Source organism: Enterococcus sp. DIV0008 (assembly GCF_050542615.1).
GTDB lineage: Bacteria > Bacillota > Bacilli > Lactobacillales > Enterococcaceae > Enterococcus_D > Enterococcus_D innesii.
This window is the reverse complement of record NZ_CP172937.1, coordinates 1903787-1930119: the sequence shown is the minus strand read 5'-3', so window position 1 is coordinate 1930119 and position 26333 is coordinate 1903787. Positions and strand designations below refer to the sequence as shown.

Below are 26333 nucleotides of genomic sequence, written 5' to 3'. Positions count from 1 at the left end.
CTTGCTCATCAAAGGTGGATTGACAAGCCGTCAACCAAGGGCTAAAATGCAAAAGGAAATAAGAGAGGATGTGGCGCGATGACTACGCCGAAATTAGAGGAAATTCAGCAAGTAACACAGATTTTTAAGATGCTTAGTGATCCCACCAGACTAAAAATTTTGTTGTCCCTTCAAGAAGGTGAACGCAACGTCACTTCGATTGCGGAACAAGTACATATGGAACAATCAGCAGTTTCTCATCAGTTGAAACTTTTGAAAGATAATCGGATCGTAAAGTCAGAGAGACAAGGAAAAACGATTCTTTATAGTCTCGATGACAAACATGTTGTGGATATTTTGCAAAAAACATTTGAACATATCCATCACCGTTAAAACTAGGGCGAGAATTTCTCAAAAGTCCTAGTTTTTTCTTATTGTTTTTGGTATGCTAGTGGAAATATTAAAATTAGATGAACGGTTTTTAATAACGTTTTCAGTTAGGGGGCATTATGGGTAAGCGATTAAACATTGGATTATTAGGAATGGGTGTTGTCGGCAGTGGAGTCTGTCAAGTGCTGGCGGAACAAAAAGAAGCCATTCTGGCACGGACAGGAGTCAATGTGCAAATCACGAAAGCACTAGCTTCGCCTTATGAGGATAAGTCTGCGTTAGCAGCTAAGTATGGGTTTGCTTTGACGAATGAGGCAAATGAGTTGTTTGAAGATGAGACCATCGACGTAATTGTGGAATTGATCGGGAAGATCGATCCGGCAAAAGCGTTTATTTCAGCTGCTTTAGAAAATAAAAAGCATGTTGTGACGGCAAATAAAGATTTGATTGCCACCCATGGACCTGAACTGCTGGCAATTGCTGAAAAAGCCGGTGTTTCTCTTTATTATGAAGCCAGTGTAGGTGGCGGCATTCCGATTTTGCGCACATTGAGCACCCACTATCTACCTGATACCATCACAGGAATTTTTGGTATCGTCAATGGGACGACCAATTACATGTTGACGAAAATGACGGAAGATGGCCTGACCTATGAAGATGCTTTGTCGCAAGCTCAAGCGAAAGGCTTTGCGGAATCAGATCCTACCAATGATGTCGATGGCATTGATGCTGCTTACAAAATGGTGATTTTGACGAAATTTGCCTTTGGGAAAACGATCAGCATTGATGATGTTGCAACGAAAGGCATCCGCGGATTAGCTGTGGCAGATATTAAGCAGGCGCAAGCCTTTGGTTATGAAGTGAAGTTGATCGGCGCAGCTCAAAAGACAGTTGACGGTTCCCTTACTGTGTCAGTTGGACCTGTATTAGTACCGAAAAACCATGCGTTAGCGACGATCCAAAACGAGTTTAATGGTATTTTTATCGAGAGCGAAGGCATTGATCAATCAATGGTTTATGGACCAGGAGCAGGATCGCGACCGACGGCCACCAGCGTGGTTGCGGATTTAACCGTGCTAGCAAAAAATAAAAGCTATGGGATCGTGGAACCATTTCTAACCTTTGAAAAAGAAACAGCATTAGCTGCTGTCCGAGAAGTTCCCAGCCGGCATTATGTGTCGTTTTCAAGTCAAGAGATCAAAGCGAACGCTCTTCCAGAATGGTTTGCGTTTGAGCAAACGGTGTTCAACGAAGCAGACCAACGAATTGTTGGAATCACCAATTCAATGAGCGAAAATGAGCTAGCAGAAACACTCGCAACTTATACCGATGCGCAAAGCATTCAAATAATGAAAGTGATGGAGGAATAGACATGTATCAAGGATTATTGCATCAATACAAAGAATATCTCCCAGTTAATGAAAATACCCCAGCATTGTCACTGGCAGAAGGTAACACGCCGTTGATTCCCTTACCAAGCCTTTCCAAGGAATTAGGGATCCAATTGTATGGAAAATACGAAGGGCTGAATCCAACAGGCTCATTTAAAGACCGCGGGATGGTCATGGCGGTGGCAAAAGCGGTGGAAGAAGGCGCCAAAGCAATCGTCTGTGCCTCGACAGGAAATACTAGTGCGGCAGCAGCAGCTTATGCCACCAGAGCGGGTATCAAAGCCTACGTTGTAATTCCAGATGGCAAGATCGCTATGGGAAAATTGGCGCAAGCAATCGTTTATGGAGCCGATATCATTTCGATTCCAGGAAACTTTGATGAAGCGTTAAAAGCGGTCCGGGATATTGCAGAAACGGAAGCCGTGGCGCTAGTAAACTCAGTCAATCCTTATCGTTTAGAAGGACAAAAAACAGCGGCCTTTGAAGTATGCGAACAATTAGGACAAGCGCCAGATGTTCTTGCGATTCCTGTCGGTAATGCAGGAAATATCTCGGCATATTGGAAAGGGTTCAAAGAATGGCATGAGAAAAAAGGCACCGCGTTGCCAAGAATGCATGGCTTTGAAGCTGAAGGTGCTGCTGCCATCGTCCGTGGGGAAGTCATCGAACAGCCGGAAACCATCGCTACAGCGATTCGGATCGGCAATCCAGCCAGCTGGCAGTTGGCAGAAGCCGCTCGTGATGAATCAAATGGACACATCGATGCAGTAACCGATGAGGAAATTTTGAATGCTTACCGTAAAATCGCTGCGCAAGATGGTGTGTTTATTGAACCAGGCTCAGCCGCATCACTTGCCGGCGTTATCCAGCACGTGAAAGCAGGGAAAATCAAACCAGGTGAGACTGTCGTTGCCGTCTTTACTGGAAATGGTCTGAAAGATCCGGATACAGCAATTAAAGCAACCGAAGTAACCATCAATAAAATGAGTGATTTAGAAGAAATGCGTCAGCATCTTCGTGAAGGAGTTGCCAATCTATGAAGATCCGCGTTCCTGCAACCAGTGCGAATTTAGGGCCTGGTTTTGATTCCTGCGGGATTGCCCTGTCAAAGTATTTGTTCATCGAAGTTTTAAAAGAAAACGATACATGGGAAATCATCCATGAGTTAGGCTCAGAGATTCCAACCGATGAAACCAATTTACTTTTGCGTGTGGCTTTGAAATTAGCACCAGACATGAAACCATTGAAGATTCGTATGAGCTCAGATATTCCATTGGCACGAGGCTTAGGCAGCAGTTCTTCTGTTATTGTTGCTGGGATTGAACTAGCCAACCGCATGGCGCATATGAATCTGAGTGCAGCACAAAAACTTGAGATCGCAACCGCCATTGAAGGGCATCCTGACAACGTCGGACCAGCGATCTATGGAGATTTTGCGATTGCTGCCTATGATCATCAGCACAAGCATACGTATTTAGTCAAACATCATTTTCCTGAATGTGAGATCATCGCCTATATCCCTCACGATGAGTTGTTGACGGAAGCAAGTCGCCAAGTCTTGCCCCAGACACTTTCTCACGAGCAAGCAGTCGAAGCCAGTGCGATCGCCAATGTTATGATCGCAGCAGTAATTAATGGCAATCTGCCTCTTGCAGGGAAATTGATGCAGCAAGATCGTTTTCATGAAGCCTATCGTGAGAAACTTGTTCCACACTTGTCGACCATTCGCCAGATTTGTGAAGAAGAAGGCGGTTATGGCTGTTTCTTGAGTGGCGCAGGTCCCACTGTCTTAGCAATCGTCCCAGAAGACAAGGCAGAACGTATCTCAAAACTTTTGCATGCGCTGGAAAGTAATGCGTATATCGAACAATTGCAAATCGATCGTGAAGGGCTACAAGTTTTCTAAAGAGCTTTAAAATGAAAAATATACCAAAAACGATGAGCAGACTCAGTCCGCTCATCGTTTTTTATTGCTTAATAGTGGTTAATCTTTCGTCTCTGAGGTGTAATAGCTATGATCTTCTAAGTTTAATGCATTTAAAATCATCGAGGCGGTTTCTTCGATGGAAAGAGAAGCGACATTGATCACGACACAACCTAATTTCTCATAAAGATCATTGGCAAACGTCAGCTCCGCTTTGATTTTTTCGATATCGGAATACGCAGAATCGGGGTTCAAGCCGTAGGAGCGCATCCGTTCTTTGCGGATACTGTTTAATACATTCGGATCGTTTGTTAACCCAACGATTTTTTTCGGATCGATTTCCCAGAGCTGTTTCGGGATGTGGGCTTGCGGAACCAAAGGCAAATTAGCGACTTTTAAGTTTTTGTTCGCTAAAAATAGACTCAAAGGCGTTTTTGAGGTCCGAGAAACACCCAATAAAACGACATCCGCCTCTAAAAAGCCACGGGGGTCTTTCCCGTCATCATACATCACAGCAAACTCCATGGCTTTGATGCGTTTGAAATAATTTTCATTCAAGTGATGCAAAGCGCCGGGTTCTCGTGACGGTGCCACCCCAGTGCGGCGTTCAACTTCACTCACAGGCGGTGTCAGTACATCAAAATGATAGAGATCCGCTTCTTCACAAAAATGATTCGTCAAGTCCACTAGCTCTTCTTTGATCAAGGTATGAAGAATAATGGCATTGTGTTTTTTTGCATCTGATAATGCTTTGATCAAATGCTCTTTTGTGTGGATAAACGTGCGTCTGAAAAGGTTGAATTCGACGCTGGGGTATTGGGCCATTGTCGCTTGTGCAAGCTTCGATGCCGTTTCGCCGGCAGAGTCAGACAATACGAACATCGTCACTGCGGCACTGGTTTGCAATTTTTCTTGCAAGTCTGGTTGTTCAGGTTCAGTTGGCTTCATAAGAAAAATCCTCTCTTGCTTTTTTATTGATTTCATTATAACATACTTAAGATCGATAGAATCGGAATGATTTTGATTTATCAGGAGGGCCTACGATGAAAAATCAAACACTTATTGAGCATGCCATGACAACATTGAAAGAAAATGGCTTTAAATACACCAAAAAAAGAGAAGCGATCATCACCTATTTAGTCAAACGCAATCGCTATTTACCAGCAAAAGAAATTCATGAATACATGTCGGAAAAGTATCCTGGTTTGAGTTATGATACGATCTACCGGAATTTGCACGATTTTTCTGAGATCGGTATTTTAGAAGAAACAGAGCTGAACGGTGAGATGAAGTTTCGCTATAACTGCTGTGCAGAATTAGAAGACCATCACCACCATCATTTCATTTGTACAGTCTGCGGCAAAACAAAAGAACTGCATATTTGTCCAATGGACTTCTTTCAAGAACAGCTTCCTGGTTGTTTGATCGAGGGTCATCGCTTCGAGATTCTGGGGCGTTGTGAAGAATGTCAATGAAAACCCAAACAAACTTGACAGTATCGAAGACTTTTTTACCAGAATGCCTTGACACTTTTTCAGGGGTTAGCTATAATTTTTAAAGGACAGTCGTGTTTTTTGGGATTTTATTTCAATAACAACTACGGTTACTTTTTAAGCTCGGAGGGAGGGAATTTACATGTCAAAAACAGTCGTTCGCAAAAACGAATCACTTGACGATGCTCTTCGTCGCTTCAAACGTTCCGTGTCAAAAGCGGGTACTTTACAGGAATCTCGTAAACGTGAATTTTACGAAAAACCTAGCGTAAAGCGTAAGAAAAAATCTGAAGCAGCTAGAAAACGCAAAAAATTCTAATTTTCTACTGTTTTGAGAATTGGAGCTGGTAGTGTGACACTACTAAGTACACTGAATGATGACATGAAGACAGCGATGAAAGCCAAAGACAAGGAAACCTTGCAGGTGATCCGCATGTTGAAAGCATCAATTCAAAATGAGCAGATCAAAAAAGGTACTGACTTGAATGAAGAAGAAGAGTTGACTGTTTTATCTCGTGAGATGAAGCAACGTCGGGACTCTTTAAATGAGTTTGAGAAAGCTGACCGAAAAGATCTAGCCGAGAAAGTCAAAGTTGAAATTGCAGTTGTTGAAAAATATTTACCAGCGCAACTTGATGAAGCGGAAATCCGCCAAATCGTTGCTGGAGCGATTGAAAAGACTGGTGCTTCTTCTTCCAAAGAATTTGGAAAAGTGATGGGTGCTGTAATGCCGCAAGTCAAAGGCAAAGCAGACGGCAATCAAGTCAATGCGATCGTTAAAGAATTATTGGATCAAATGTAAGCTCACGCCGCAAGTATGGATGACATGCTTGCGGCTTTTTTCTGATTTCGAAAACTTAAAAAAAGCATAAGGACAAAAGGAAACTACCTTTGGGCTTTATAAGTAATTTTTCTTTTTTCCATCTTATGTTATTATTAATAAGAACGCCAAAAAAGGAGCTGTAACATATTTGACAGACAAAACTATGACGATCGAGATAACACTTAGTGAAAACGATGATGTTCGTTTGCTATTAGGTGCTCACGATAAAAACATTAAAATTATTGAAGACTCGACAGGGACGGTCATTCACACTCGTGGTGAGCTAATCCAAATCGTCGGCGAAGCGGATGCAGCAGAAAAAGCACAATCTGTGATTCGAGCGTTGCAAGAGTTGATCAAACGAGGTATCAATATCAGTACCCCTGATGTGATCACAGCGTTGAATATGGTGAACAAAGGCAGTCTTGATTATTTCAAAGATATGTATGAGGAAGAAATCATCAAGGACCGTAATGGTAAACCGATTCGGGCGAAAAATGCCGGTCAAAAGAAATATATCGAAGCTGTTCGCAAACATGATGTGGTCTTTGGTGTCGGACCAGCTGGAACAGGAAAAACCTTTTTAGCCGTTGTCATGGCGATCGCTGCTTTAAAGAAAGGCCAAGTGCAAAAGATCATTTTGACACGGCCCGCTGTGGAAGCAGGAGAAAACCTTGGTTTCCTACCGGGAGACTTGAAAGAAAAAGTCGATCCTTACTTACGACCCGTTTATGATGCGTTGTATCAAATTTTCGGGATGGATCATACGAATCGTTTAATGGAACGTGGCGTCATAGAGATCGCTCCATTAGCATATATGCGAGGGCGCACGTTAGAAGATGCCTTTGTAATTTTAGATGAAGCCCAAAACACGACGATCGCTCAAATGAAAATGTTTCTGACACGTTTAGGATTTAACTCCAAAATGATCGTCAATGGCGATACGAGTCAGATCGACTTGCCAAAGGGAACTTTAAGCGGTTTGATCCATGCGGAGCGAACGTTGCAAGAGATCCCCAAAATTGCTTTTGCTAATTTTGAAGCAGGAGATGTGGTACGGCACCCAGTTGTGGCCGAAATCATTCGAGCTTATGAAGAAGCAGATCTTAAAGACAAGCGCTGATCGTCTTTTAGGAGGAGAACTATGATCATTCAACCACTACGGAAATTTAGAGAAAGACTTGGAAAGTTCTATTTGCCAGTTTTAATGTTTCTATTCTTTCTTTTTTCGATTGGTATCATGTACACCAGCGTCAAACAGAACAATGTCGATTATAGCGAAGGTCAGGTGGCGGAAGAAAACATCCGTGCCAATAAAACGATTGAAAATACCGCTGCGACAGAACAAAAGCGCAAATTAGCAGCAGAAGCGGTCCCACCAGAGTATACTTATCAAGACACACTGGCGCAAACACAGCACGATCGCATCGACCATTTATTTGACTTAGTTGATTCAGTCAAAAAGTCGGTAGATGATGCCCACGCTAAAGAAGTTGCTGAGGCTGATGAGGATGAAAATATCCCTAAACCGAGTACGGATGAATACATCGCAGCCTTAAAAAAAGAGTTTGAAAAAATGAGTGATGACGAACTTGATTTTTATCAGTCATTGACGAATAATTTTTTGTCGACGTTGTTTTCTTTAAGTAGCGATGAATTGAATACGGTACGAACCTATGCCTTACAGCTAGTGGACGAGCAAATGGCCAAGCAGATCCGTCAAACAGAACTCAGCACTTTCCGCTCGGAGGCAGAAGACAAGATCCAATTTCTAGATGTTACTTCAGACATGGCATCAGTATTGCGTTTTATTGTCAATCAAGGAATCGTCGTCAATGATATTCCCAATGAAAAGCGGACGGAAGAAGCGAGACAAACCGCCATGGACGCTGTTCCACCGGTAATGATCTATCAAGGAGAAATCATTGTTCGTGAAGGCTCACAGATCGATGCCAACGCATTGGAAAAATTACAGCTTTTAGGAATGACCAATCAAACCTTCTCAGTTTTTCCGTTGATTGCTTTAGTTTTAGCGACATGCTTACAAATGCTGATGCTGTTTTATTATACAAGACAGACAAAAGACGTTGAAAAACGTATGAACGCCGTCACTTTTTATATTTTGGCGATGGCATTCAGTATTTTGATCATGAAATTCTTCCAACTGTTCCAATCAGAATTAGTGACCTTTATCCCGCTCTTTTTCCCAGCAGCCTTTACACCGCTGATTCTGAGCATTTTCTCCAGCAGACGTTTAGGAATATTATCCGCGATTTTCCAAGTGGTCAGTGCACTCTTCATTTACTTTGATTCCAGTGGGACCAACTTGTTGACGACTGTTTTAGTGACCTACCTTTTCTCTGGTTTAATGGGGACGATGATCAAACGAGCACGTATTGCCAGTCAAGGGAAAATCGCAGTCATGTGGGTGATCGTTTTCCCATTACTCTTAAGCATCATGCTGGTCATTTTCCAAGGAATGGATTTGGCCCGCGGCAACACATGGACAACACTCGTCTGTGGATTGGCCGGCTCGCTCCTAAGCTATTTGCTGACAATGGGCCTGCATCCGTATATCGAACTATTGGTAACGGACGAAAGTATGATCGTGTTGAATGAATTGAGTAATCCGAACCATCCGTTGTTGAAACAGTTGTTGGAAGAAGCACCAGGGACCTATCATCACAGTATGATGGTTGCCAATCTTAGTGCCAATGCTGTAGCTGAGATCGGTGGGCAAAGCTTACTGACCCGCGTGGCTTGTTACTACCATGACATTGGTAAAGTCAAACATGCCAATTTCTTCGTCGAAAATTTACCTGCAGGTGCTGAGAATCCACATAATTTCTTGCTACCTGAAGACAGCAAACAAATCATCTTCGGTCACGTGATTGATGGGGCGGAAATTCTCGAAGAGGCCAAAATGCCGCGGATGGTGATCGATATTTGCCGTCAACACCATGGCACGACCCTGATGCGTTATTTCTATGTCAAAGCCCAAGAGCGTAATCCCGAGGTGACGGAAGAAGATTTCCGTTATCCCGGGCCAAAACCGCAAACACGAGAAGCGGGTGTCGTGAGTATCGCTGATAGCTGTGAAGCAGCGGTTCGAGCGATGGAAAATCCGACCAATCAAAAGATTCAAGAATTTGTTGCGAATCTCATCAATGACCGGATCTTGGACGGTCAACTGGATGAAACAGGGTTAACGTTGAAAGAAATCCGAATGATTGAAAAATCACTGGTCAATGGACTTTGCAGTACCTTCCATTCACGGATCAAATACCCAAAGATGAAATCGGAAGCAGAGAAAATGAAAGAAGAACAAGAAAGAAGAGAGCGCTAATGGAGATTACCTTTTTAGATGAGACAAATTCAGTAGGGGAAACCAAGATCAAAGAGATCGAAGGCCTTCTACAATTTGCTGCAGGACATTTAGACCTTCCAGAGGATACAGAGATGTCGGTCACGTTTATGGACAATGCAGCCATCCAAGAAATCAATCGGGAGTATCGCGGCAAAGATATGCCGACAGATGTCATCAGTTTTGCCTTCGAAGAAGAAACGCCAGAGGAGATGCCGATCATTTTTGATGAAGTCCTTGAAGAGATGCCTCGTGATCTAGGAGACATTATGATCTCCATTGAACGGGCAAAGGAACAAGCTGCTGAATATGGGCATACTTATGATCGGGAACTTGGTTTCTTGGCGTTGCATGGTTTCTTGCATATCAACGGCTATGATCATATGACACCAGAAGATGAAAAGGAAATGTTTGGATTGCAAAAGGAAATACTGGATGCCTATGGACTCAAAAGATAAGAATATTGGGAAAAACAAACAGTTTATCTCGTCAATCGAATTTGCTTTCACCGGTATAAAAACCGTCTTTAAAGAGGAGCGTAATATGCGTAAACATGTTGCGTTAGGTATCGTTGCGATCATTGCAGGCTTTGTTTTCCGTTTGAATCAAATGGAATGGCTTTGGCTGCTGTTAGCTGTTTTCTTAGTGTGGATCGTTGAGATCATCAATACAGTCTTTGAAAATGTCGTTGACATGTTTACGGACTTTCATTTCCATCCTATCGGAAAAAAAATCAAAGATATGGCAGCTGGTGCTGTTCTGATGACCGCTGTGTTTGCATTAGTGGTCGCCGCGATCATCTTCTTGCCAAAATTGCTACAGCTCTTCTAAAGATGCACCAAAACCACAAGATAAAGGGGAACAACAATGACAACACACAAATCAGGCTTCGTTGCGATCGTCGGGCGGCCAAATGTTGGAAAATCAACACTACTAAATCGAGTTGTAGGACAAAAAATCGCGATCATGAGTGACAAGGCGCAAACGACTCGTAATAAAATTCAAGGGGTCTATACGACAGATGACGCACAGCTGATCTTTATCGATACACCAGGGATCCATAAACCCAAACACCGTCTAGGCGATTTTATGGTGGAAACCGCCTATAGCGCACTTCGTGAAGTTGACGTGACACTATTTATGATCAGTGCCGATCAAAAGCGCGGTAAGGGTGATGATTTTATCATCGAACGGTTGCGTCAAAGCCAGACGCCGGTTTTCCTAGTGATCAATAAAATAGATAAAGTCCATCCAGATGCCTTATTGGCAATTATTGAAGACTATTCCTCACAAATGGACTTTGCTGAGATCGTACCGATTTCCGCAACAGAAGGCAATAATTTCGAAACGTTAATGAAGCTACTGATCGATGAAATGCCTGAAGGGCCTCAGTACTTCCCAGAGGATCAAATCACGGATCATCCAGAATACTTTATCGTTTCCGAATTGGTGCGGGAAAAAGTTTTGCTACTGACCAGAGATGAAGTGCCTCACTCGGTAGCGGTCGTTGTTGACTCCATGAAACGGGATCACAATGACAAGGTGCACATTCAAGCGACGATCATTGTCGAACGTGACAGTCAAAAAGGCATTATCATCGGTAAAGGCGGAAAAATGCTGAAACAAATCGGGACGAAAGCTCGTTTAGACATTGAACACTTGTTAGATGACAAAGTCTTTTTGGAACTATGGGTGAAAGTTCAAAAAGATTGGCGCGACAAGCAAACCTTCTTAACAGACTACGGCTATCGCAAAGATGAGTATTAAGGAAATTTAGATCAATCATGGTCTGCTTTAAAAAGAAAAAACTGATGCAGTTAGTTAACTGGATCAGTTTTTTTAAAGAAATGGGGTACGACGATGAATCTTGTTGAAACAAAAGGAATCTTGCTTTTTTCAAAAGACCATAAAGAAAAGGACAAGCTAGTCAAAATCTTTACGGAGTCAGCTGGGAAGCAAATGTTTTATGTCAAAGGGGCTCATCGGAAAAACAACCCCTTGGCACCAGCGTTGCTCTCCTATACTGAAGCGACTTACATGGGAACCATCAAAGCGGAAGGCTTGTCCTTTTTAAATAATGCCAAAGACATCCATCCATTTCGTACGATTCAAAGTGATATTTTTATCGCTGGCTATGCGACTTATCTGTTGAATCTGGCTGATTCTGCCATCGATGATCGGGTCTATGATCCACATCTTTACCAATTTCTGCACGAGGCGTTACAATTGATGGATCAAGGAAACGACGCAGAGATCATCACCAATATTTTTGAGATTCAGATTTTACACCGTTTCGGGATCACTCCAAATTGGACGCATTGTGCCATCTGCGGAAAAACCGACGGTCGGTTTGACTATTCCTCAAAATATAGCGGTATTTTATGTGAACAGCACTGGGGGATGGACGAACGTCGCTATCATGCGGATTCTCGTGCGATCCATTTTATTCGCTTGTTTTCGCAAATATCCTATGAGCAGATTGCTTCGATCAAATTAAAGTCAGAAACGAAAGCAGCGATTCGACAAGTGATCGATCTATTGTATGATGAATATGTCGGCATCCATTTGAAAAGCAAGAAGTTTATCGATCAGATGGGGCAATGGCAAGACGTCTTAAAACCGAAAAATCAATGATAGAGTTGGCGAAACTTCAATGGAGTTAAGCCGACTCTTTTTTTGAACAATGCGGTAAAGTGACTCGCATCTTGAAAACCCACGGCGAAGGCGGCTTGCTGAATGGGCAGATCCGGCTGTGCCACCAAAAGTTCTTTGGCGCGGGCCATGCGATAGTTTAATAAGTATTGGGCGGTGGATTGTCCTAGAAAACGCTGGAACAACCGCGAGAGATATTGGGGCGAAACATAGACTAAGCCAGCCAAGTCTCTGATCGTGATCGCCTGATCGTAATTGGTTTCGATTTCTTGTATTACAGGGATCAGATATTGTTGAAACAAGGGGTGTTTTTCGGTTGGATTCCCCGAGTTCTCTTGCATGATCGCCAGCAAAAAACGATAACACTCGCTAGAAGCCTGTAACGGATCCCAACTGATTTTTGGGTCTTCTTTAATGCGTTGTTTGATCCAAGTCATATAGGAAAAAGTTTCAGACTCTTCAACTAAAAGATAAGGTTTACTTGTAAATTGTTTTAAGATCTCAGCTGCCAAAGGTCCTTGAAAAGTGGCAAAGGAGGTTTTCCAATCAGACAAGGGATAGTAGCGATGTGGAGTAAAAGGAAAAATCAAGATGCCTTCACTGGGACGTAAGATAAAGGATTCTTGACCAAAGGTGACGCGGCCTTCTCCTTGTTCTGTCTGCAGCCAATGAAAGTAAGGGTAGCCATCGGGTCGAACAACGTCATCTTGTGGCCAATCGTTTCCGATACTTTCAAGCGACAAAGGCAGCTGCTGGTTTGTTTGATAAAAATAAATAGGCATATCCAACCTCCATGTTTCGAAAAGTTATAAAATAGTGTTTCATGTATTATACTACAACAGAATGAAAAGCCTTACAATAAGAGAGTAGAAATCATTTTATTTTAAAGGAGCGTTCATTCTTATGACAAAATTTTTCGATCGAATTTTATTTGGCGGCGATTATAACCCCAATCAATGGCCCAAAGAGATTTGGGAAGAAGACATTCGAATCTTTAAAAAAGCGAGTATCAATAGTGCGACCGTCAACGTCTTTTCATGGGCAAAGATCCAGCCTTCTGAAAATTGTTATGATTTTGAGGAATTGGATCAAATTATCGAAAGATTAAGCAAGGAAGGGTTCGATATCGTCTTAGCGACATCGACGGCGGCGCTGCCAGCTTGGATGTTCAAGAAATATCCGGAAGTCGCTCGCACCGATTATGATGGTCGCCATCATAAGTTTGGGCAACGGCACAATGCCTGCCCTAACAGCTTAGTCTATCAAAAATACGCAGAACGCTTGGCAACGAAATTAGCCGAACGTTACGGCGAAAATCCACAAGTGACTTGTTGGCACATCAATAATGAATACGGCGGCGAATGTTATTGCGAAAACTGTGAGAAAGCGTTTCGTGTTTGGTTAAAAGACAAGTATCAAACGATCGAGGCAGTGAACAAAGCCTGGAACATGGAATTTTGGGGACACACTGTGTATGAATGGGATGAAATCGTGCTGCCAAATGCGCTGTCAGAAGGAATCGGCTATGAGAAGACAGCATTTGCGGGTATTTCCATTGACTACCGACGGTTCAACTCGGATAGTCTTTTAAAAAACTATATGATGGAACGGGACGCTATTCGGAAAATTGATCCGACAACTCCGATTACAACGAATTTGATGGGAACCTTTAAAGGACTGGATTATTTCAAGTGGGCAAAGGAAATGGACCTTGTTTCGTGGGATAATTATCCATCATATAATACGCCATGGAGTTTAGTAGCCATGACCCATGATCTAATGCGTGGCTTGAAACAACAGCCCTTTATGTTGATGGAACAAACACCTTCGCAACAAAACTGGCAACCTTATAACTCGTTGAAAAAACCGGGACAAATGCGGGCACAAAGTTACCAAACCATCGCGCATGGGGCGGATACGATCCAATACTTTCAATTACGACGTTCCGTTGGCGCTTGTGAGAAATTCCATGGCGCGGTCATCGAACATGTCGGTCATGAAGACACGCGAGTTTTTCGAGAAACAGCCGCTCTTGGGGCGGAATTAGCGCAGCTTTCAGACATCATTGGGACGCAATCTCAAGCACAAGTTGCTTTGATTTTTGATTGGGACAATTACTGGGCATTAGAATACACCAGTGGTCCGACCGTTGATCTGAAATACGTAGAACAGATCCATCGCTACTATCGGTATTTTTACGAACAAAATATTGCCGTCGACTTGATTCCCGTGGATGCTGACTTATCAAAATACAAATTAGTCGCAGCACCGGTTCTCTACATGATCAAAGAAGGGATGCAAGAGCGGCTCACTGATTTCGTTAAGCAAGGCGGTGCTTTACTTACAACGTATATGAGCGGCATCGTTGATCAATCAGACAATGTTCACTTAGGCGGTTACCCTGGCCCCTTGCGGGAGTTATCTGGCATCTGGGTGGAAGAAATCGATGCATTAGCCCCAGAACAATCAAACGGGGTTTCCTTAGTCAATGAAGAACTGACAGGAACCAGTAATTTAGTCAGCGATCTGATCCATTTAGAAACCGCTGAAGCGCTAGCGCATTATACAAGCAATTTTTATGCAGGAATGCCGGCAGTGACGAAAAATACGTTTGGTGAAGGAACTGTCTATTACTTTGGTGGCCAGTTGGAAGATCAGCTACAAGATCAGCTTTTCAAAACAATCGTCGAAGAAACCGGTATTACCCCAGTGATCGAGGAGGCAACAAAACTGGAAGTTGCTTGTCGTGAAAATGCAGAGGCGAAATTCTTCGTTATCATTAATTTCCACGAAGAAGCACAACCTTTACCAGAAATTTTCGTCGGAGAAACGGATCTCCTGACGGGTGAGGTTCTTTCTTCAGAAACGAAACTGGCACAGTACACCACCTATATCGTCAAAGAGGAGCGTAACTGATGCGAACTTTTGCTATTGAAGATGACTTTTATTTAGACCACAAGCCTTTTAAAGTGATCTCTGGAGCGATCCACTATTTTCGTGTCGTTCCTGAATATTGGCAAGATCGTTTAGAGAAGCTACGCTTGATGGGCTGTAATACCGTGGAAACCTATGTTCCTTGGAATCTCCATGAAGCACAAGAAGGTGTCTATCAGTTTGAGGGGATCCTTGATTTGCGGCGATTTATCCAAACGGCACAAGAAGTAGGGCTTTATGTCATTTTGCGACCAGCACCTTATATTTGTGCGGAGTGGGAATTTGGTGGGCTGCCTTATTGGCTATTGCAAGATCCTATGATGAAGCTTCGGTTTGATTATCCACCATTTATGGAAAAAATCACTCGTTATTTCGCCCATTTGTTTCCACAAGTGCGGGATCTGCAGATCACCCAAGGTGGTCCGATTTTAATGATGCAAGTAGAAAATGAATACGGCAGCTACGCCAATGACAAAGAGTATTTGCGAAAAATGGTGGCTGCGATGCGGCAGCATGGTGTAGAAACGCCGTTAGTGACCTCTGACGGACCTTGGCACGATATGCTAGAAAACGGCAGTATCAAAGACTTGGCTTTGCCTACGATCAACTGCGGCTCCAACATCAAGGAAAACTTTGAAAAACTTCGAAGATTTCACGGAGAAAAACGGCCATTGATGGTCATGGAATTTTGGATCGGCTGGTTTGATGCCTGGGGTGACGACCAGCATCATACGACCTCCACAGAAGATGCAGTAAAGGAATTACAGGATTGTTTAGCATTGGGTTCTGTCAATATCTATATGTTTCATGGTGGGACCAATTTTGGCTTTATGAACGGGTCAAACTATTATGAACGCTTAGCGCCGGATGTCACTAGCTATGATTACGATGCCTTACTGACAGAATGGGGAGAACCTACTGCCAAATACCAAGCCTTCAAAAAGGTGATTGCTGACTATACGGAAATTCCTGAGTTTCCCTTGAGTATGGAAATTGAGCGAAAAGCTTATGGAACATTCTCAGTGAAAGAACGAGTCTCCTTGTTTTCGACGATCGACGCGATCAGTCAACCGATCATAAGTAATTACCCCTTATCGATGGAAGCCTGCAATCAAGCGACAGGTTATATCTATTATCGCTCACTGATTGGGTCTGCTCGGAAGATTGCCGACTACCGTCTGATCAATACGATGGATCGTGCCCATACATTTATCAACCAGGAACTTTTGCGCATCGATTATGATCAAGAAATCGGTCAAACCTACAGTTTCGATTTATCAGAATCAGAAAACGAGTTGGGGATCTTGGTGGAGAATATGGGGCGGGTCAATTATTCCGTAAAAATGAACCATCAGCACAAAGGCATCAAAGACGGTGTGATCATCAATGGCGCCTTCCAAAGCAACTGGGAAATCTATCCCTTACCGATGGATAATTTGCATGCCATTGATTTCCAAGGAAAATGGCAAAAAGGACAACCAAGTTTCTCACGCTTTGAATGTGTTTTTGATGAATGTGCAGATACCTTTATCGAATTGCCAGGCTGGGGTAAAGGGTTTGTCCAAGTCAATGGTCATATGATCGGCCGTTTCTGGGAAAAAGGACCGCAGCAACGCTTGTACGTCCCGGCACCGTTTTTGAAAACTGGAATAAACGAGATCATCGTTTTTGAAAGTGATGGGAAAATCGCTGATGAGATCGTCTTTCATGATCACGCGGATTTAGGTCCAGAAGCATAAAAGTTCAAATTAGTCATTGACAAACCCTAGCTTCAACTACTATCATAAGGGTAATCGAATCCGTGCTATGACCGGAAGAAAGAAAGAAGTCCATTCCATGAAGCGAACTTGGGAGAGTGAAAGCCAAGTTGGAACCTTATTTCGCAGGCGTCCGTGAGCATGATCAATGAAGCTGCCGACTTGTCGGAAGTAGGGTGGAACCGCGAATGTATCGTCCCTATATCTATACACTCCGTATAGATATAGGGACTTTTTTATGTTTCACACCAAGAATAGCCAAAAACAAAGGAGGTTTTTTTATGTTATTTGATATGACGATTCCAGCAAGTGCGTTTACCGAAAAAAAGCTCAAAGTATTAGCAAGTATTCCGCTGCAGGTTCGCCTTTTAAAGGATGAACAGCTTATCCATGAATTTACAACGAGTCCAGACCAAATGCTTTACGACTTATCTGATGTTTTAGAAGCAGATGTCGTGGTCGAAGTGAAATTGATCCCCGGATCAGTTGTCGAATTTTATCCTGTCGTCAATGCGTTATAAGAAAGGAAGAAAAAGATGAGTAAACTAACTGTGCAAGAAATGATTTTGACCCTGCAAAAATTCTGGTCTGAAAACGGCTGTATGCTGATGCAGGCCTATGATACAGAAAAAGGGGCTGGAACCATGAGCCCATATACATTTTTACGTGCAATCGGTCCAGAACCATGGAACGCCGCTTACGTAGAACCTTCTCGCCGTCCAGCTGATGGCCGCTACGGGGAAAACCCAAATCGTTTGTATCAGCACCACCAGTTCCAAGTCGTGATGAAGCCTTCTCCTGAAAATATCCAAGAGCTTTATTTAGAAAGCCTGCGTCTTTTAGGGATCGATCCATTAGAACATGATATTCGTTTTGTCGAAGATAACTGGGAAAATCCCTCAATGGGTTGTGCAGGTCTTGGTTGGGAAGTTTGGTTAGATGGGATGGAGATCACTCAGTTTACGTACTTCCAACAAGTTGGCGGCTTAGCATGTAAGCCAGTGACATCAGAGATCACTTACGGCTTAGAACGTCTAGCATCTTATATTCAAGAAGTTGAAAGTGTCTACGATCTTGAATGGTCTGCAGGTGTCAAATATGGTGAGATTTTCCGCCAACCTGAGTATGAACATTCAAAATACTCCTTTGAAGTCAGTGACCAAGACTTGCTTTTAGGGAACTTCGATCGTTTTGAACAAGAAGCAAAACGTTGTATCGATGAACGCTTAGTTCATCCAGCTTACGACTATATCTTAAAATGCAGCCATACCTTCAATTTGTTGGATGCACGTGGCGCAGTCTCCGTCACTGAACGTGCTGGGTACCTCGCACGAATCCGGAATATGGCGCGTCAAGTAGCAAAACTATTTGTAGCAGAACGGGAAAACCTCGGTTATCCATTGCTTGATCCAGAAGTGGCGCAAAAACTGATTGAGGAGGGAAAATAAGATGGCACAAAACCTATTATTAGAAATCGGCTTAGAGGAATTACCTGCGCATGTCGTAACCCCAAGTATGAAACAATTACAAGAAAAAACGGCAGCTTTCTTAGATGCTCATGCATTGCCTTATACAGCAATCGAAGCCTATTCCACACCTCGCCGCTTGGCAGTTTATGTCACCGGTATTCCTGAAAAACAAGCCGATACACAAGAAGACGTCAAAGGACCAGCGAAAAAAATCGCCTTAGACGAAGCTGGCAACTGGTCGAAAGCAGCTCAAGGATTTGTTCGGGGACAAGGATTGACAACCGATGACATCACCTTCCGTGAATTAAAAGGGGTTGAGTATGTCTATGTAACGAAACATACCCAAGGTCAAGCAACCGTTGAGGTATTGAAAGGATTGCAGGAAGTAATCACAAGTTTGACGTTCCCAGTAACGATGCACTGGGCAGATTACGATTTTGAATACATCCGACCCATTCATTGGATCGTTGCACTCTTTGGTGAGCAAGTCATTCCTTTCCAAATCCTTGATATTGCTACCGGTCGCGAGTCAAAAGGTCATCGTTTCTTAGGTGAGGCAGTCACGTTTGATCATGCGGACGAGTATTTGGAAAAAATGAAGCATCAGTTTGTCATTGCTGATCCAAGCGAACGTCAACAAATGATCACTGCACAAATCAACGAAATCGCTCAAGAAAACAACTGGCGGATCGATTTAGATGAAGACTTACTAGAAGAAGTGACAAATCTGGTTGAATACCCAACAGCGTTTGTAGGGGACTTTGAAGAAAAATATCTTTCTGTACCTGAAGAAGTGTTAGTTACTTCTATGAAAGAACATCAACGCTACTTCGATGTCCGCACCCTTGATGGAGAATTGCAGCCGCATTTCATCTCTGCCCGCAACGGGGATGCTGTGAAAATTGATAATGTTATCAAAGGAAACCAAAAAGTCCTGACCGCTCGTTTAGAAGATGCTGAGTTTTTCTACAATGAAGACAAAAAGCTGACCATCGACCATTGCGTGGAAAAGCTTAAGCAAGTCACCTTCCACGAAAAAATCGGCAGTTTGTATGAAAAAATGCAGCGTGTTGGATTAGCTGCACAAATCATCGGGAAGACGGTTGGTTTAACAGAAGAAGAACTGACCGACCTTCAACGGGCAGCTCAAATCTATAAATTTGATTTAGTGACAAATATGGTGGGAGAATTCCCTGAATTGCAAGGAATCATGGGGGAAAAATATGCCCTGATCCAAGGAGAGAAACCAGCAGTTGCCCAAGCGATTCGTGAACACTACATGCCGATCTCAGCAGAAGGTGAACTGCCGCAATCGAAAATCGGGGCTGTTTTAGCCATTGCGGATAAATTGGACAGCTTGCTTGCGTTCTTCGCTGTCGATATGGTTCCAAGTGGTTCAAACGATCCTTACGCACTCCGCCGGCAAACTTACGGAATTATCCGCATCCTAGCTGAAAAACGCTGGTATTTCCCATTTGCTCAGTTGCAAGAAGAGATTCGCGAAGCCATTAATGCCCAACCGGAAGTTTTTGGGATTCAACTTGCCGCAGGTCAAGAACAAGTGACTGATTTTGTGAAAGGCCGTCTGCGTCAATTCTTACTCAGCAAAAATACGCGTCATGATGTTATTGAAGCTGTTTTAGGCGCTCGTCAAGCAGATATCAGTACGTTATTTGAAACGGCTCAGATGTTAAGAGAACATCTGCAAGACACCGACTTCAAACCATCAATGGAAGCCTTGACTCGAGTCATCAATTTAGCGAAAAAAGCCGAATTGGAACAAGTAGCCATTGATCCTGCCTTGTTTGAAAACGACTCTGAAACTGCCTTGTATGAAGCGGTCTTAACAGTAGAGGACAAGTTCCCACATCAAACGATGGAAGAAAATTACCAAAGCTTAGTAGCACTGCGCCCATTGATCGAAGCTTATTTTGATCAAACAATGGTCATGGTTGAAGATGAAAATATTCGCCGCAATCGTTTTGCCTTGTTGGATAAAATCGCGAAGATGAGTCTGGCGGTTGCTAGTTTAGATGCTTTGATTACGAAATAAAAAGGAAGCTTGCAGTTGCAGGTTTCTAAATAAAAAAAGCTGGAACTGAAAGAATCAGTTCTGGCTTTTTTCTATGTTTCTCGATTTGCTTGTATTCAAAGTTGTATTCTAGTGACGGTATTTTGTTAATAACCAAAAAATTTATTTGCCATTTCTTTTCAGGGAATCCAATGATTGTTTAGCTTTTATGATTGAGGATTTGATGATGCTTCTATTGATACATAGATACTCATTATACAGAGAAACGATAGGTGCAATAAAACAGCCTGACAGATCATAAGATGATTTGTCAGGCGAATGTTTATTTGCGGGTCAATTTTACTACCACTTCACAGCGGGCGGTTTGTGGAAACATATCTACTGATTGCAGATATTCTACGTGAAACACTTTGGCTAGTTGGACTAAGTCTCTTGCTAAAGTAGAAACATTACAAGATATATAGACCATCTTCTTCGGTGGCTGTTTCAGCAAAGCTTTCAATAATCGTTCATCCAAGCCTGTCCTTGGTGGATCAACAATGATGCTATCAGGTTTGAAGCCTTCATTGAACCATTTTGGTAAGAGCTCCTCCGCAGTACCCGTTTCATAATGGGTATTTTGGGCACCAATGCGGCGTGCATTTTCTTGGGCATTTTCAATTGCTTGAGGAATAATGTCCATGCCGCGGACTTCTTTGGCATATGGAGCCACGCTCAACCCAATCGTTCCCACGCCGCAATAGGCATCAACGACTGTTTCATTTTTGCTCAAGTCAAGGGCTTTTAACCCTTCTTGATACAAGACGCTGGTTTGCTGCGGATTCAGCTGGAAGAATGCGCGGGCGGACAAGTCGAAGGTCAGTTCATTCAACCGTTCTTCGATTGCTTCTTTGCCCCAAAGATGAATCGTTTCCTCTCCCATGACGACTGATGTTTTTTTGTTTTGCACATTTTGCATGATGGAAACGACTTGCGGCAAGCGCTGATTGATTTCGCGAATCAGCGCATTTTTTTGTGGCAGTTTGACAGAATTGGTAATGAAAACGACTTGAACTTCGCCAGTCGCGATCCCGATCCGAACCATCAATGTTCGTAGAATGCCGCTGTTTTTGCGTTCATCGTAAATGGGAATCTGGTATTTATTCAACAACTGGACGATGCCGTTGATCACTTTTTGCGTATCTTGTTCTTGTACGAGGCAATCATCAATGGCGACTAAGCGATGGGATTCCATTTCGTATAAACCCGCTTCGATACGTTTGGTTTGACTGTTGTAACGCAATTGAAATTGCGCTTTGTTGCGGTAATGCCAAGGAACATCCATGCCTAAAGTATCCCTTAGTTCAAACTGTTGGTAGCCATTTGGCTTAAATTTTTCAAGTGCTTGTTTCAAGAGGTCTTTTTTGAAATCTAATTGTTTATCGTAGACTAAATGCTGCAATTGGCAGCCGCCGCATCGGTCATAAAACTTGCACGGTGGTTGGATGCGATCGCTGCTGGGCTTGACGATTTTGGTCATCTTAGCTTCAGCAAAGCGGGGAGAGGCTTTGGTGACTTCGGCGATGACCTGTTCTCCCGGCAGAACACGGGGAACAAAGATAATTAGCTTTTTGTAATAACCGATGCCTTCTCCGTCGATCCCTAAGCGTTTGATCGTTAGTTGTAGTTTTTGTCCAAGCTGGACTTGTGTATTTGCCATGTGAACTCCTTAAATAAAATAGTCAGTTCATTTTACCACATTTTTTCAGCTTGATTAGAAGGAATTTCATTGTAGTTGTGGTAAAATAGAATGTACGTTCGCGAGGTGAAGAAGATGAATACAATTATTCGTATCAATAAAGGAAAAGGACCCTTTTATGAAGTGGCGACATCAGAAGGTGAAACGCTGCGGGTCTCAGAAGATCTTTTGGTCCGTTTTCGGCTATTAAAAGGCAAGGAACTGAGTGAAGAAGAATTAAAAGAAATCAAAAAAAGTGCAGGATTTGATTTAGGATTGCAGCAAGCCATGAACTATATCAGCTATCAGCTGCGTTCTGAAATGGAAGTCCGTACCTATTTGAAAGACAAAGAAATCGAAAAACAAGACCGAGACTTAGTTGTTGAACGTCTAAAAGAGCTGAATTTGATCGATGACAAAAACTATGGAGAGAGCTACATTCGCACCCAAGTCCGTATGAGTGATAAAGGACCCGTGGTCATCAGCCAGCAATTGAGAAAAAAAGGCTTGAAAGATCCCGTGATTCAAGAAGTACTGCCTTTGTATACCGAGGAGATGCAGTTTGAAGTCGGTTATCATACGGCTGAAAAAGCGATGCGTCGTTTTCACAATAAAAGCCATAAAGAAATGATCCAAAAGATAAAAATGCATTTGATGCAAAAAGGTTTTCATCAAGGAGTCATTCAAATGATTTTGGATGAATTACCGATGGAAAAAGATGAAGACCAAGAAAATGAAGCGCTCCAAAGGGAAGGTGCTCGCCTTATGCGGCGGCATCAACGTTTGCCCTTGATGAAACGAAAAATGAAAATCAAGCAAGGCCTTTATCAAAAAGGGTTTGCCATCGATGATATACAACGATTCTTAGATGAGGAAGTAATGGATGAGTAAGCAATGGGAAACTTGGGATGAAGAAAAAATCGAGACGTTCCAAGAAACATTTTTAACTTGGTATCATAAAGAAAAACGCAATCTTCCTTGGCGGGCGACCAACGATCCGTATGCAATCTGGATCTCAGAGATCATGCTTCAACAAACACGAGTGGAAACAGTGATTGGCTATTTTTACCGTTTTATGGAGCAATTCCCAACGATCCAAGACTTGGCTGAAGCTGAAGAACAAAAGCTGTTAAAGGTTTGGGAAGGTCTAGGTTATTACTCTCGTGCCCGCAATCTGAAGGCGGCTGCCCAGCAAATCGTGGCAGAATTCGACGGGAAAATGCCCGATTCAATTGAGGAGATTCGTTCACTAAAAGGAATTGGTCCCTATACAGCTGGTGCTATCGGCAGTATTGCTTTTGGCTTACCAGAACCGGCGATCGATGGAAATGTGATGCGGGTCGTCAGTCGGTTATTTTGTATCGAAGCAGATATTGCGAAAGCTAGCAGCCGAAGACCATTCGACGAGGCGATGAGAACGATCATTTCCCCCGATGAACCCGGTGATTTTAATCAAGCCTTGATGGATCTTGGCTCACGAATCTGTACACCCACCACACCGAAATGTGAAGAGTGTCCCATCAGCCAGTACTGTCTTGCTTATGCAGAGAATCGACAAACAGACTTTCCAGTGAAATCGAAAAAAGCCAAGCCCAAGGATGTCTACTACATCGCAGGCGCCATCGAAGATCAAGGCTCGTTTCTACTTGTGCAGCGACCTGAAACAGGCTTATTGGCCTCTATGTGGCATTTCCCGTTGGTAGAAGTAACGAAAGAACAATATGAGGCTTTGCAGCGGACATGGGCAAAAGAGGAGCAGTTGCAGTTGGATTTGATTGTCGAAGATGATGCACTCGAGATTTTTCCTGATCTGCCTGTCGTTTGGCAAAAACGACATTTTGGTGAGATCACGCATATCTTTAGTCATTTGAAATGGCATGTCCTTTTATTTTATGGCAGAAAACGGGGAGAGCTCACGTTACAAGACAGTCAATGGGCTGCCAAAGAGTCCTTTCAAAACTATGTTTTTCCAAAACCTCAGCAGAAATTAGTCGAGCAATTAAAGAAATATCAGAAACTCGATAAAGATTTCTAGGCAAAGCTTTCTTTTATTGCTATAATATTAACGATGTCGGTGTAATGAACACCCAAACAAAACGCAAGTTTTCTTGCTGAGGGAAGGGTTGCTATGCGAGTTCCAAAAGAAGGAGAGTTTGTCAGCATTCAAAGCTACAAACATGACGGCAATTTGCATCGAACGTGGCGGGATACGATGGTCTTAAAGACCAGTGAATTCTCAGTGATAGGGGTCAACGATCATACACTAGTGACCGAATCAGATGGAAGACGCTGGGTTACCCGTGAACCAGCAATTGTATATTTTCATAAAAAATACTGGTTTAATGTTATTGCAATGATTCGAGAGAAGGGGGTTTCCTATTATTGTAATCTTGCTTCACCGTATTTACTTGATGAAGAGGCATTGAAATATATCGATTATGACCTTGATATCAAAGTATTTCCTGATGGCGAGAAACGTTTACTAGATGTGGATGAGTATGAATTGCACAGTAAGATTATGCAATATCCGCAAGACATTGATTTTATCTTGAAAGAAAATGTCAAAATTTTAGTAGATTGGATCAATAATGGCAAAGGACCCTTTTCGCAAGGGTATGTGGACATTTGGTATGATCGCTACAAGCAGTTGTCTCAAAAATAAGTGAAATGGGTCGGATCGCTCATTTTTCCCAAGAAACTTCAACCAAATTGGTTGGAGTTTTTTTGTGTCTCTAAAGGAATGCTTCCATCAGCAGGCTTTAAGTTCCGTTTAAGCTGATAGTCCCATGATAAAGAGACTAAGAAAATAAGTGGGGGAAGCACATGAAGAAAAAAGGGAAGCTTGTTATCGGGACCACCATGATTCTGCTTTTTGCAGCGGGGTTTGCTGTGTTGAGAAATGACCAATCCGCTCGTGAGGAGAGTCAAGAAAGTACTTCTCAAACTGAGCCTAACGCTCAAACAGAAGAGACCGCTCAGACTGTCAGTATGGTCCAAATTTATGTAGATCCCTCAGAATACGATGCAGCGGTTGAAAGTGAGAACGATTATGTATCGATCTATCAGACAACAAGTCAAGAGACAGTCATTGGAAAAATCCATCGAGGAAGTTGGGCAACCTTCATCAGTCAAACAGAAGAGATGGTTGAAATACAAACAGATGATGGGGTAACAGGTTACATTGAAAAGCAATCAGCATCGATTCAAGAAGTCGCGCTTTCGGCAGTACCAAAAGATTTATCGAACTTCAAAGTCGTCCTTGATGCAGGTCACGGCGGCGAAGATTCTGGGGCACTTTCGACGGATCAAACGATCATGGAAAAAGATTTGACGTTAGCAACGGTCCAAACGATCGGCGAAGCACTGACCAAAGCAGGTATTCAAGTCAGTTATACACGCACCGAAGATCGTTATCTCTCGCTGTCAGATATTACCGCTGCTTCGCTTTCAGAAGAACCAGATCTATTTATCAGCATTCATTACGATAATTCAGAAATACCAAACAGCAATCAAGGACTGACAACATACTATTACTATACTGGGGCAAAAGAGATGGCAGAAACGATCACTGCCAATTTGAGTTCCTCGGTGGCATTGAGTTCCAACGGTACCCGTTTTGGTAACTATTATGTGTTGCGGGAACAATATCTTCCAGCAGTTTTATTGGAGTTAGGCTATTTGAACAGTGACACCGATCTGTCAGTGATCACGAGTGACGGCTATGATCAAAAGGTGGCGCAAGCGTTGCTGGCAGCGATTAAAGAGATCGTGGAAGCAGAGGAATAAAAAAACAGCGACAACAAAACAGAGGAAGGATCTGTTTTATGGTCGCTGTTTTAAGGAATCACTTCTCGTTAAAGGTTTTGCTCATTTTGATATGGGGCATGTCCGCGTCTAAAAAGACATCGCCTTCAGGCTGATAGCCTAACTTCAAGTAAAACTCTTTGGCGGTTAATTGTGCGCCTAAAGTGACCTTTTTGATTCCTTGTTTTTGAATGAAGGCTTCCGCACCTTCGATCAGTTGTCTGCCGTAACCTGAACCACGATGAGCAGCGGGGACTGCCATTCGCTGCAACTTCACTTCATGATCAGAGATAGGTAAGAAACGCAAGGTTGCGACTGCTTCATTATCATCGTCATATAAGACGAAGTGGACTGCCAATGCTTCATTTTCATCTACTTCCAATGCTAATGGAACACCTTGCTCTTTCACGAACACTTGATTTCGTATTTTCAATGACGCCAGATAAATGTCACTTAGCGTATCTTTTGTTTGTGCAATATGCATAAAAAACTCACCTCAGCTAATATTTCTCCGTTATTTTTAATAGTATACCACTTTTTTTACAAATTTCTTTTGTTTGCGGCTAAAGTCGCAAGCTTTTTTTTTCAAAATCATCTATAATGT

General features: G+C 42.8%; 26 protein-coding genes. 22 read left to right on the top strand and 4 right to left on the bottom strand.

The genetic code is table 11. From position 1 onward, the window contains the following. Nucleotides 1-78: 78 nt before the first annotated feature. From IGI84_RS09240 to thrB, 4 genes are all read left to right on the top strand, one after another. Complete coding sequence (locus IGI84_RS09240; RefSeq protein ID WP_005225828.1) at nt 79-372, top strand: ArsR/SmtB family transcription factor; 294 nt, start codon at nt 79-81, stop codon at nt 370-372. Nucleotides 373-488: 116 nt separating this feature from the next. Further along, nucleotides 489-1739: a homoserine dehydrogenase gene (locus IGI84_RS09235; protein ID WP_430600230.1), complete on the top strand. Its 1251-nt coding sequence runs from the start codon at nt 489-491 to the stop codon at nt 1737-1739. A 2-nt stretch (nt 1740-1741) separates the two neighbouring features. Continuing rightward, complete coding sequence (gene thrC / locus IGI84_RS09230; RefSeq protein ID WP_005225830.1) at nt 1742-2800, top strand: threonine synthase; 1059 nt, start codon at nt 1742-1744, stop codon at nt 2798-2800. Beyond that, on the top strand, nt 2797-3666 hold the full coding sequence (gene thrB / locus IGI84_RS09225; protein ID WP_077454291.1) for a homoserine kinase: 870 nt from the start codon (nt 2797-2799) through the stop codon (nt 3664-3666). Before thrC ends, thrB begins: the two co-directional genes overlap by 4 nt. A 78-nt stretch (nt 3667-3744) precedes the next feature. On the opposite strand, the gene IGI84_RS09220 is transcribed toward thrB, so the two are convergent. Continuing rightward, nucleotides 3745-4632, bottom strand: coding sequence for a pyruvate, water dikinase regulatory protein (locus IGI84_RS09220; protein WP_010748043.1), 888 nt, complete (start codon nt 4630-4632; stop codon nt 3745-3747). A 95-nt stretch (nt 4633-4727) separates the two neighbouring features. Here IGI84_RS09220 and IGI84_RS09215 point away from each other — a divergent pair, with 95 nt between their 5' ends. The 9 genes from IGI84_RS09215 (at nt 4728) to recO (ending at nt 11998) form a co-directional block, all read left to right on the top strand. Continuing rightward, complete coding sequence (locus tag IGI84_RS09215; RefSeq protein ID WP_005225833.1) at nt 4728-5159, top strand: Fur family transcriptional regulator; 432 nt, start codon at nt 4728-4730, stop codon at nt 5157-5159. A 160-nt stretch (nt 5160-5319) separates the two neighbouring features. After that, on the top strand, nt 5320-5496 hold the full coding sequence (gene rpsU, locus IGI84_RS09210; RefSeq protein WP_002356740.1) for a 30S ribosomal protein S21: 177 nt from the start codon (nt 5320-5322) through the stop codon (nt 5494-5496). 33 nt (nt 5497-5529) lie between these two features. Then, a complete protein-coding gene (locus tag IGI84_RS09205; protein WP_077454289.1) occupies nt 5530-5979 on the top strand; it encodes a GatB/YqeY domain-containing protein in 450 nt (149 codons plus the stop codon). Nucleotides 5980-6163: 184 nt separating this feature from the next. Beyond that, a complete protein-coding gene (locus IGI84_RS09200) occupies nt 6164-7123 on the top strand; it encodes a PhoH family protein (RefSeq protein WP_371875354.1) in 960 nt (319 codons plus the stop codon). A gap of 21 nt (nt 7124-7144) precedes the next feature. Then, nucleotides 7145-9346: an HD family phosphohydrolase gene (locus IGI84_RS09195; protein ID WP_077454287.1), complete on the top strand. Its 2202-nt coding sequence runs from the start codon at nt 7145-7147 to the stop codon at nt 9344-9346. Further along, the gene (gene ybeY, locus IGI84_RS09190; protein WP_081118108.1) at nt 9346-9822 is read left to right on the top strand and encodes an rRNA maturation RNase YbeY; all 477 of its coding nucleotides are present in this window, start codon (nt 9346-9348) and stop codon (nt 9820-9822) included. The genes IGI84_RS09195 and ybeY overlap by 1 nt, the downstream gene beginning before the upstream one ends. Further along, nucleotides 9806-10195 (top strand): diacylglycerol kinase family protein, encoded by a 390-nt coding sequence (locus IGI84_RS09185; RefSeq protein WP_170920108.1) that lies wholly within the window; start codon nt 9806-9808, stop codon nt 10193-10195. Before ybeY ends, IGI84_RS09185 begins: the two co-directional genes overlap by 17 nt. A 36-nt stretch (nt 10196-10231) precedes the next feature. Continuing rightward, nucleotides 10232-11131, top strand: a complete 900-nt coding sequence (gene era / locus IGI84_RS09180) for a GTPase Era (RefSeq protein WP_005225846.1) — start codon at nt 10232-10234, stop codon at nt 11129-11131. A 93-nt stretch (nt 11132-11224) separates the two neighbouring features. After that, complete coding sequence (recO, locus tag IGI84_RS09175) at nt 11225-11998, top strand: DNA repair protein RecO (protein WP_142424313.1); 774 nt, start codon at nt 11225-11227, stop codon at nt 11996-11998. On the opposite strand, the gene IGI84_RS09170 is transcribed toward recO, so the two are convergent. Continuing rightward, entirely contained in the window at nt 11992-12798 is an 807-nt protein-coding gene (locus IGI84_RS09170; protein WP_223079816.1) for an AraC family transcriptional regulator, read from the bottom strand. The genes recO and IGI84_RS09170 overlap by 7 nt on opposite strands. A gap of 121 nt (nt 12799-12919) precedes the next feature. Here IGI84_RS09170 and IGI84_RS09165 point away from each other — a divergent pair, with 121 nt between their 5' ends. The 5 genes from IGI84_RS09165 to glyS all read left to right on the top strand — a co-directional run bounded on the left by IGI84_RS09165 (nt 12920) and on the right by glyS (nt 20229). Then, on the top strand, nt 12920-14932 hold the full coding sequence (locus IGI84_RS09165) for a beta-galactosidase (RefSeq protein WP_430600229.1): 2013 nt from the start codon (nt 12920-12922) through the stop codon (nt 14930-14932). Further along, on the top strand, nt 14932-16689 hold the full coding sequence (locus IGI84_RS09160; RefSeq protein ID WP_216681792.1) for a glycoside hydrolase family 35 protein: 1758 nt from the start codon (nt 14932-14934) through the stop codon (nt 16687-16689). Before IGI84_RS09165 ends, IGI84_RS09160 begins: the two co-directional genes overlap by 1 nt. Before the next feature lie 299 nt (nt 16690-16988). After that, nucleotides 16989-17228, top strand: a complete 240-nt coding sequence (locus tag IGI84_RS09155; RefSeq protein ID WP_081118113.1) for a hypothetical protein — start codon at nt 16989-16991, stop codon at nt 17226-17228. Between the two features lie 15 nt (nt 17229-17243). Next, nucleotides 17244-18155 (top strand): glycine--tRNA ligase subunit alpha, encoded by a 912-nt coding sequence (gene glyQ / locus IGI84_RS09150; RefSeq protein ID WP_077454407.1) that lies wholly within the window; start codon nt 17244-17246, stop codon nt 18153-18155. Nucleotide 18156: 1 nt separating this feature from the next. After that, on the top strand, nt 18157-20229 hold the full coding sequence (glyS, locus tag IGI84_RS09145; protein WP_220426603.1) for a glycine--tRNA ligase subunit beta: 2073 nt from the start codon (nt 18157-18159) through the stop codon (nt 20227-20229). A gap of 301 nt (nt 20230-20530) precedes the next feature. Here the strand turns inward: glyS and rlmD are convergent, their stop codons facing one another. Further along, the gene (rlmD, locus tag IGI84_RS09140) at nt 20531-21907 is read right to left on the bottom strand and encodes a 23S rRNA (uracil(1939)-C(5))-methyltransferase RlmD (RefSeq protein WP_220426602.1); all 1377 of its coding nucleotides are present in this window, start codon (nt 21905-21907) and stop codon (nt 20531-20533) included. 114 nt (nt 21908-22021) lie between these two features. On the opposite strand from rlmD, the gene recX reads away from it, so the two are divergent. The 4 genes from recX to IGI84_RS09120 all read left to right on the top strand — a co-directional run bounded on the left by recX (nt 22022) and on the right by IGI84_RS09120 (nt 25711). Beyond that, nucleotides 22022-22816: a recombination regulator RecX gene (gene recX, locus IGI84_RS09135; RefSeq protein ID WP_008378247.1), complete on the top strand. Its 795-nt coding sequence runs from the start codon at nt 22022-22024 to the stop codon at nt 22814-22816. Beyond that, the gene (gene mutY, locus IGI84_RS09130; protein ID WP_220426601.1) at nt 22809-23960 is read left to right on the top strand and encodes an A/G-specific adenine glycosylase; all 1152 of its coding nucleotides are present in this window, start codon (nt 22809-22811) and stop codon (nt 23958-23960) included. Before recX ends, mutY begins: the two co-directional genes overlap by 8 nt. 93 nt (nt 23961-24053) lie before the next feature. Beyond that, nucleotides 24054-24587: a nucleoside tri-diphosphate phosphatase gene (gene ntdP, locus IGI84_RS09125; RefSeq protein ID WP_005225863.1), complete on the top strand. Its 534-nt coding sequence runs from the start codon at nt 24054-24056 to the stop codon at nt 24585-24587. 161 nt (nt 24588-24748) lie between these two features. After that, nucleotides 24749-25711: an N-acetylmuramoyl-L-alanine amidase gene (locus tag IGI84_RS09120; RefSeq protein WP_195265050.1), complete on the top strand. Its 963-nt coding sequence runs from the start codon at nt 24749-24751 to the stop codon at nt 25709-25711. Nucleotides 25712-25769: 58 nt separating this feature from the next. Here the strand turns inward: IGI84_RS09120 and IGI84_RS09115 are convergent, their stop codons facing one another. Further along, nucleotides 25770-26213, bottom strand: coding sequence for a GNAT family N-acetyltransferase (locus IGI84_RS09115; protein ID WP_077454401.1), 444 nt, complete (start codon nt 26211-26213; stop codon nt 25770-25772). Between the last annotated feature and the right edge of the window lie 120 nt (nt 26214-26333).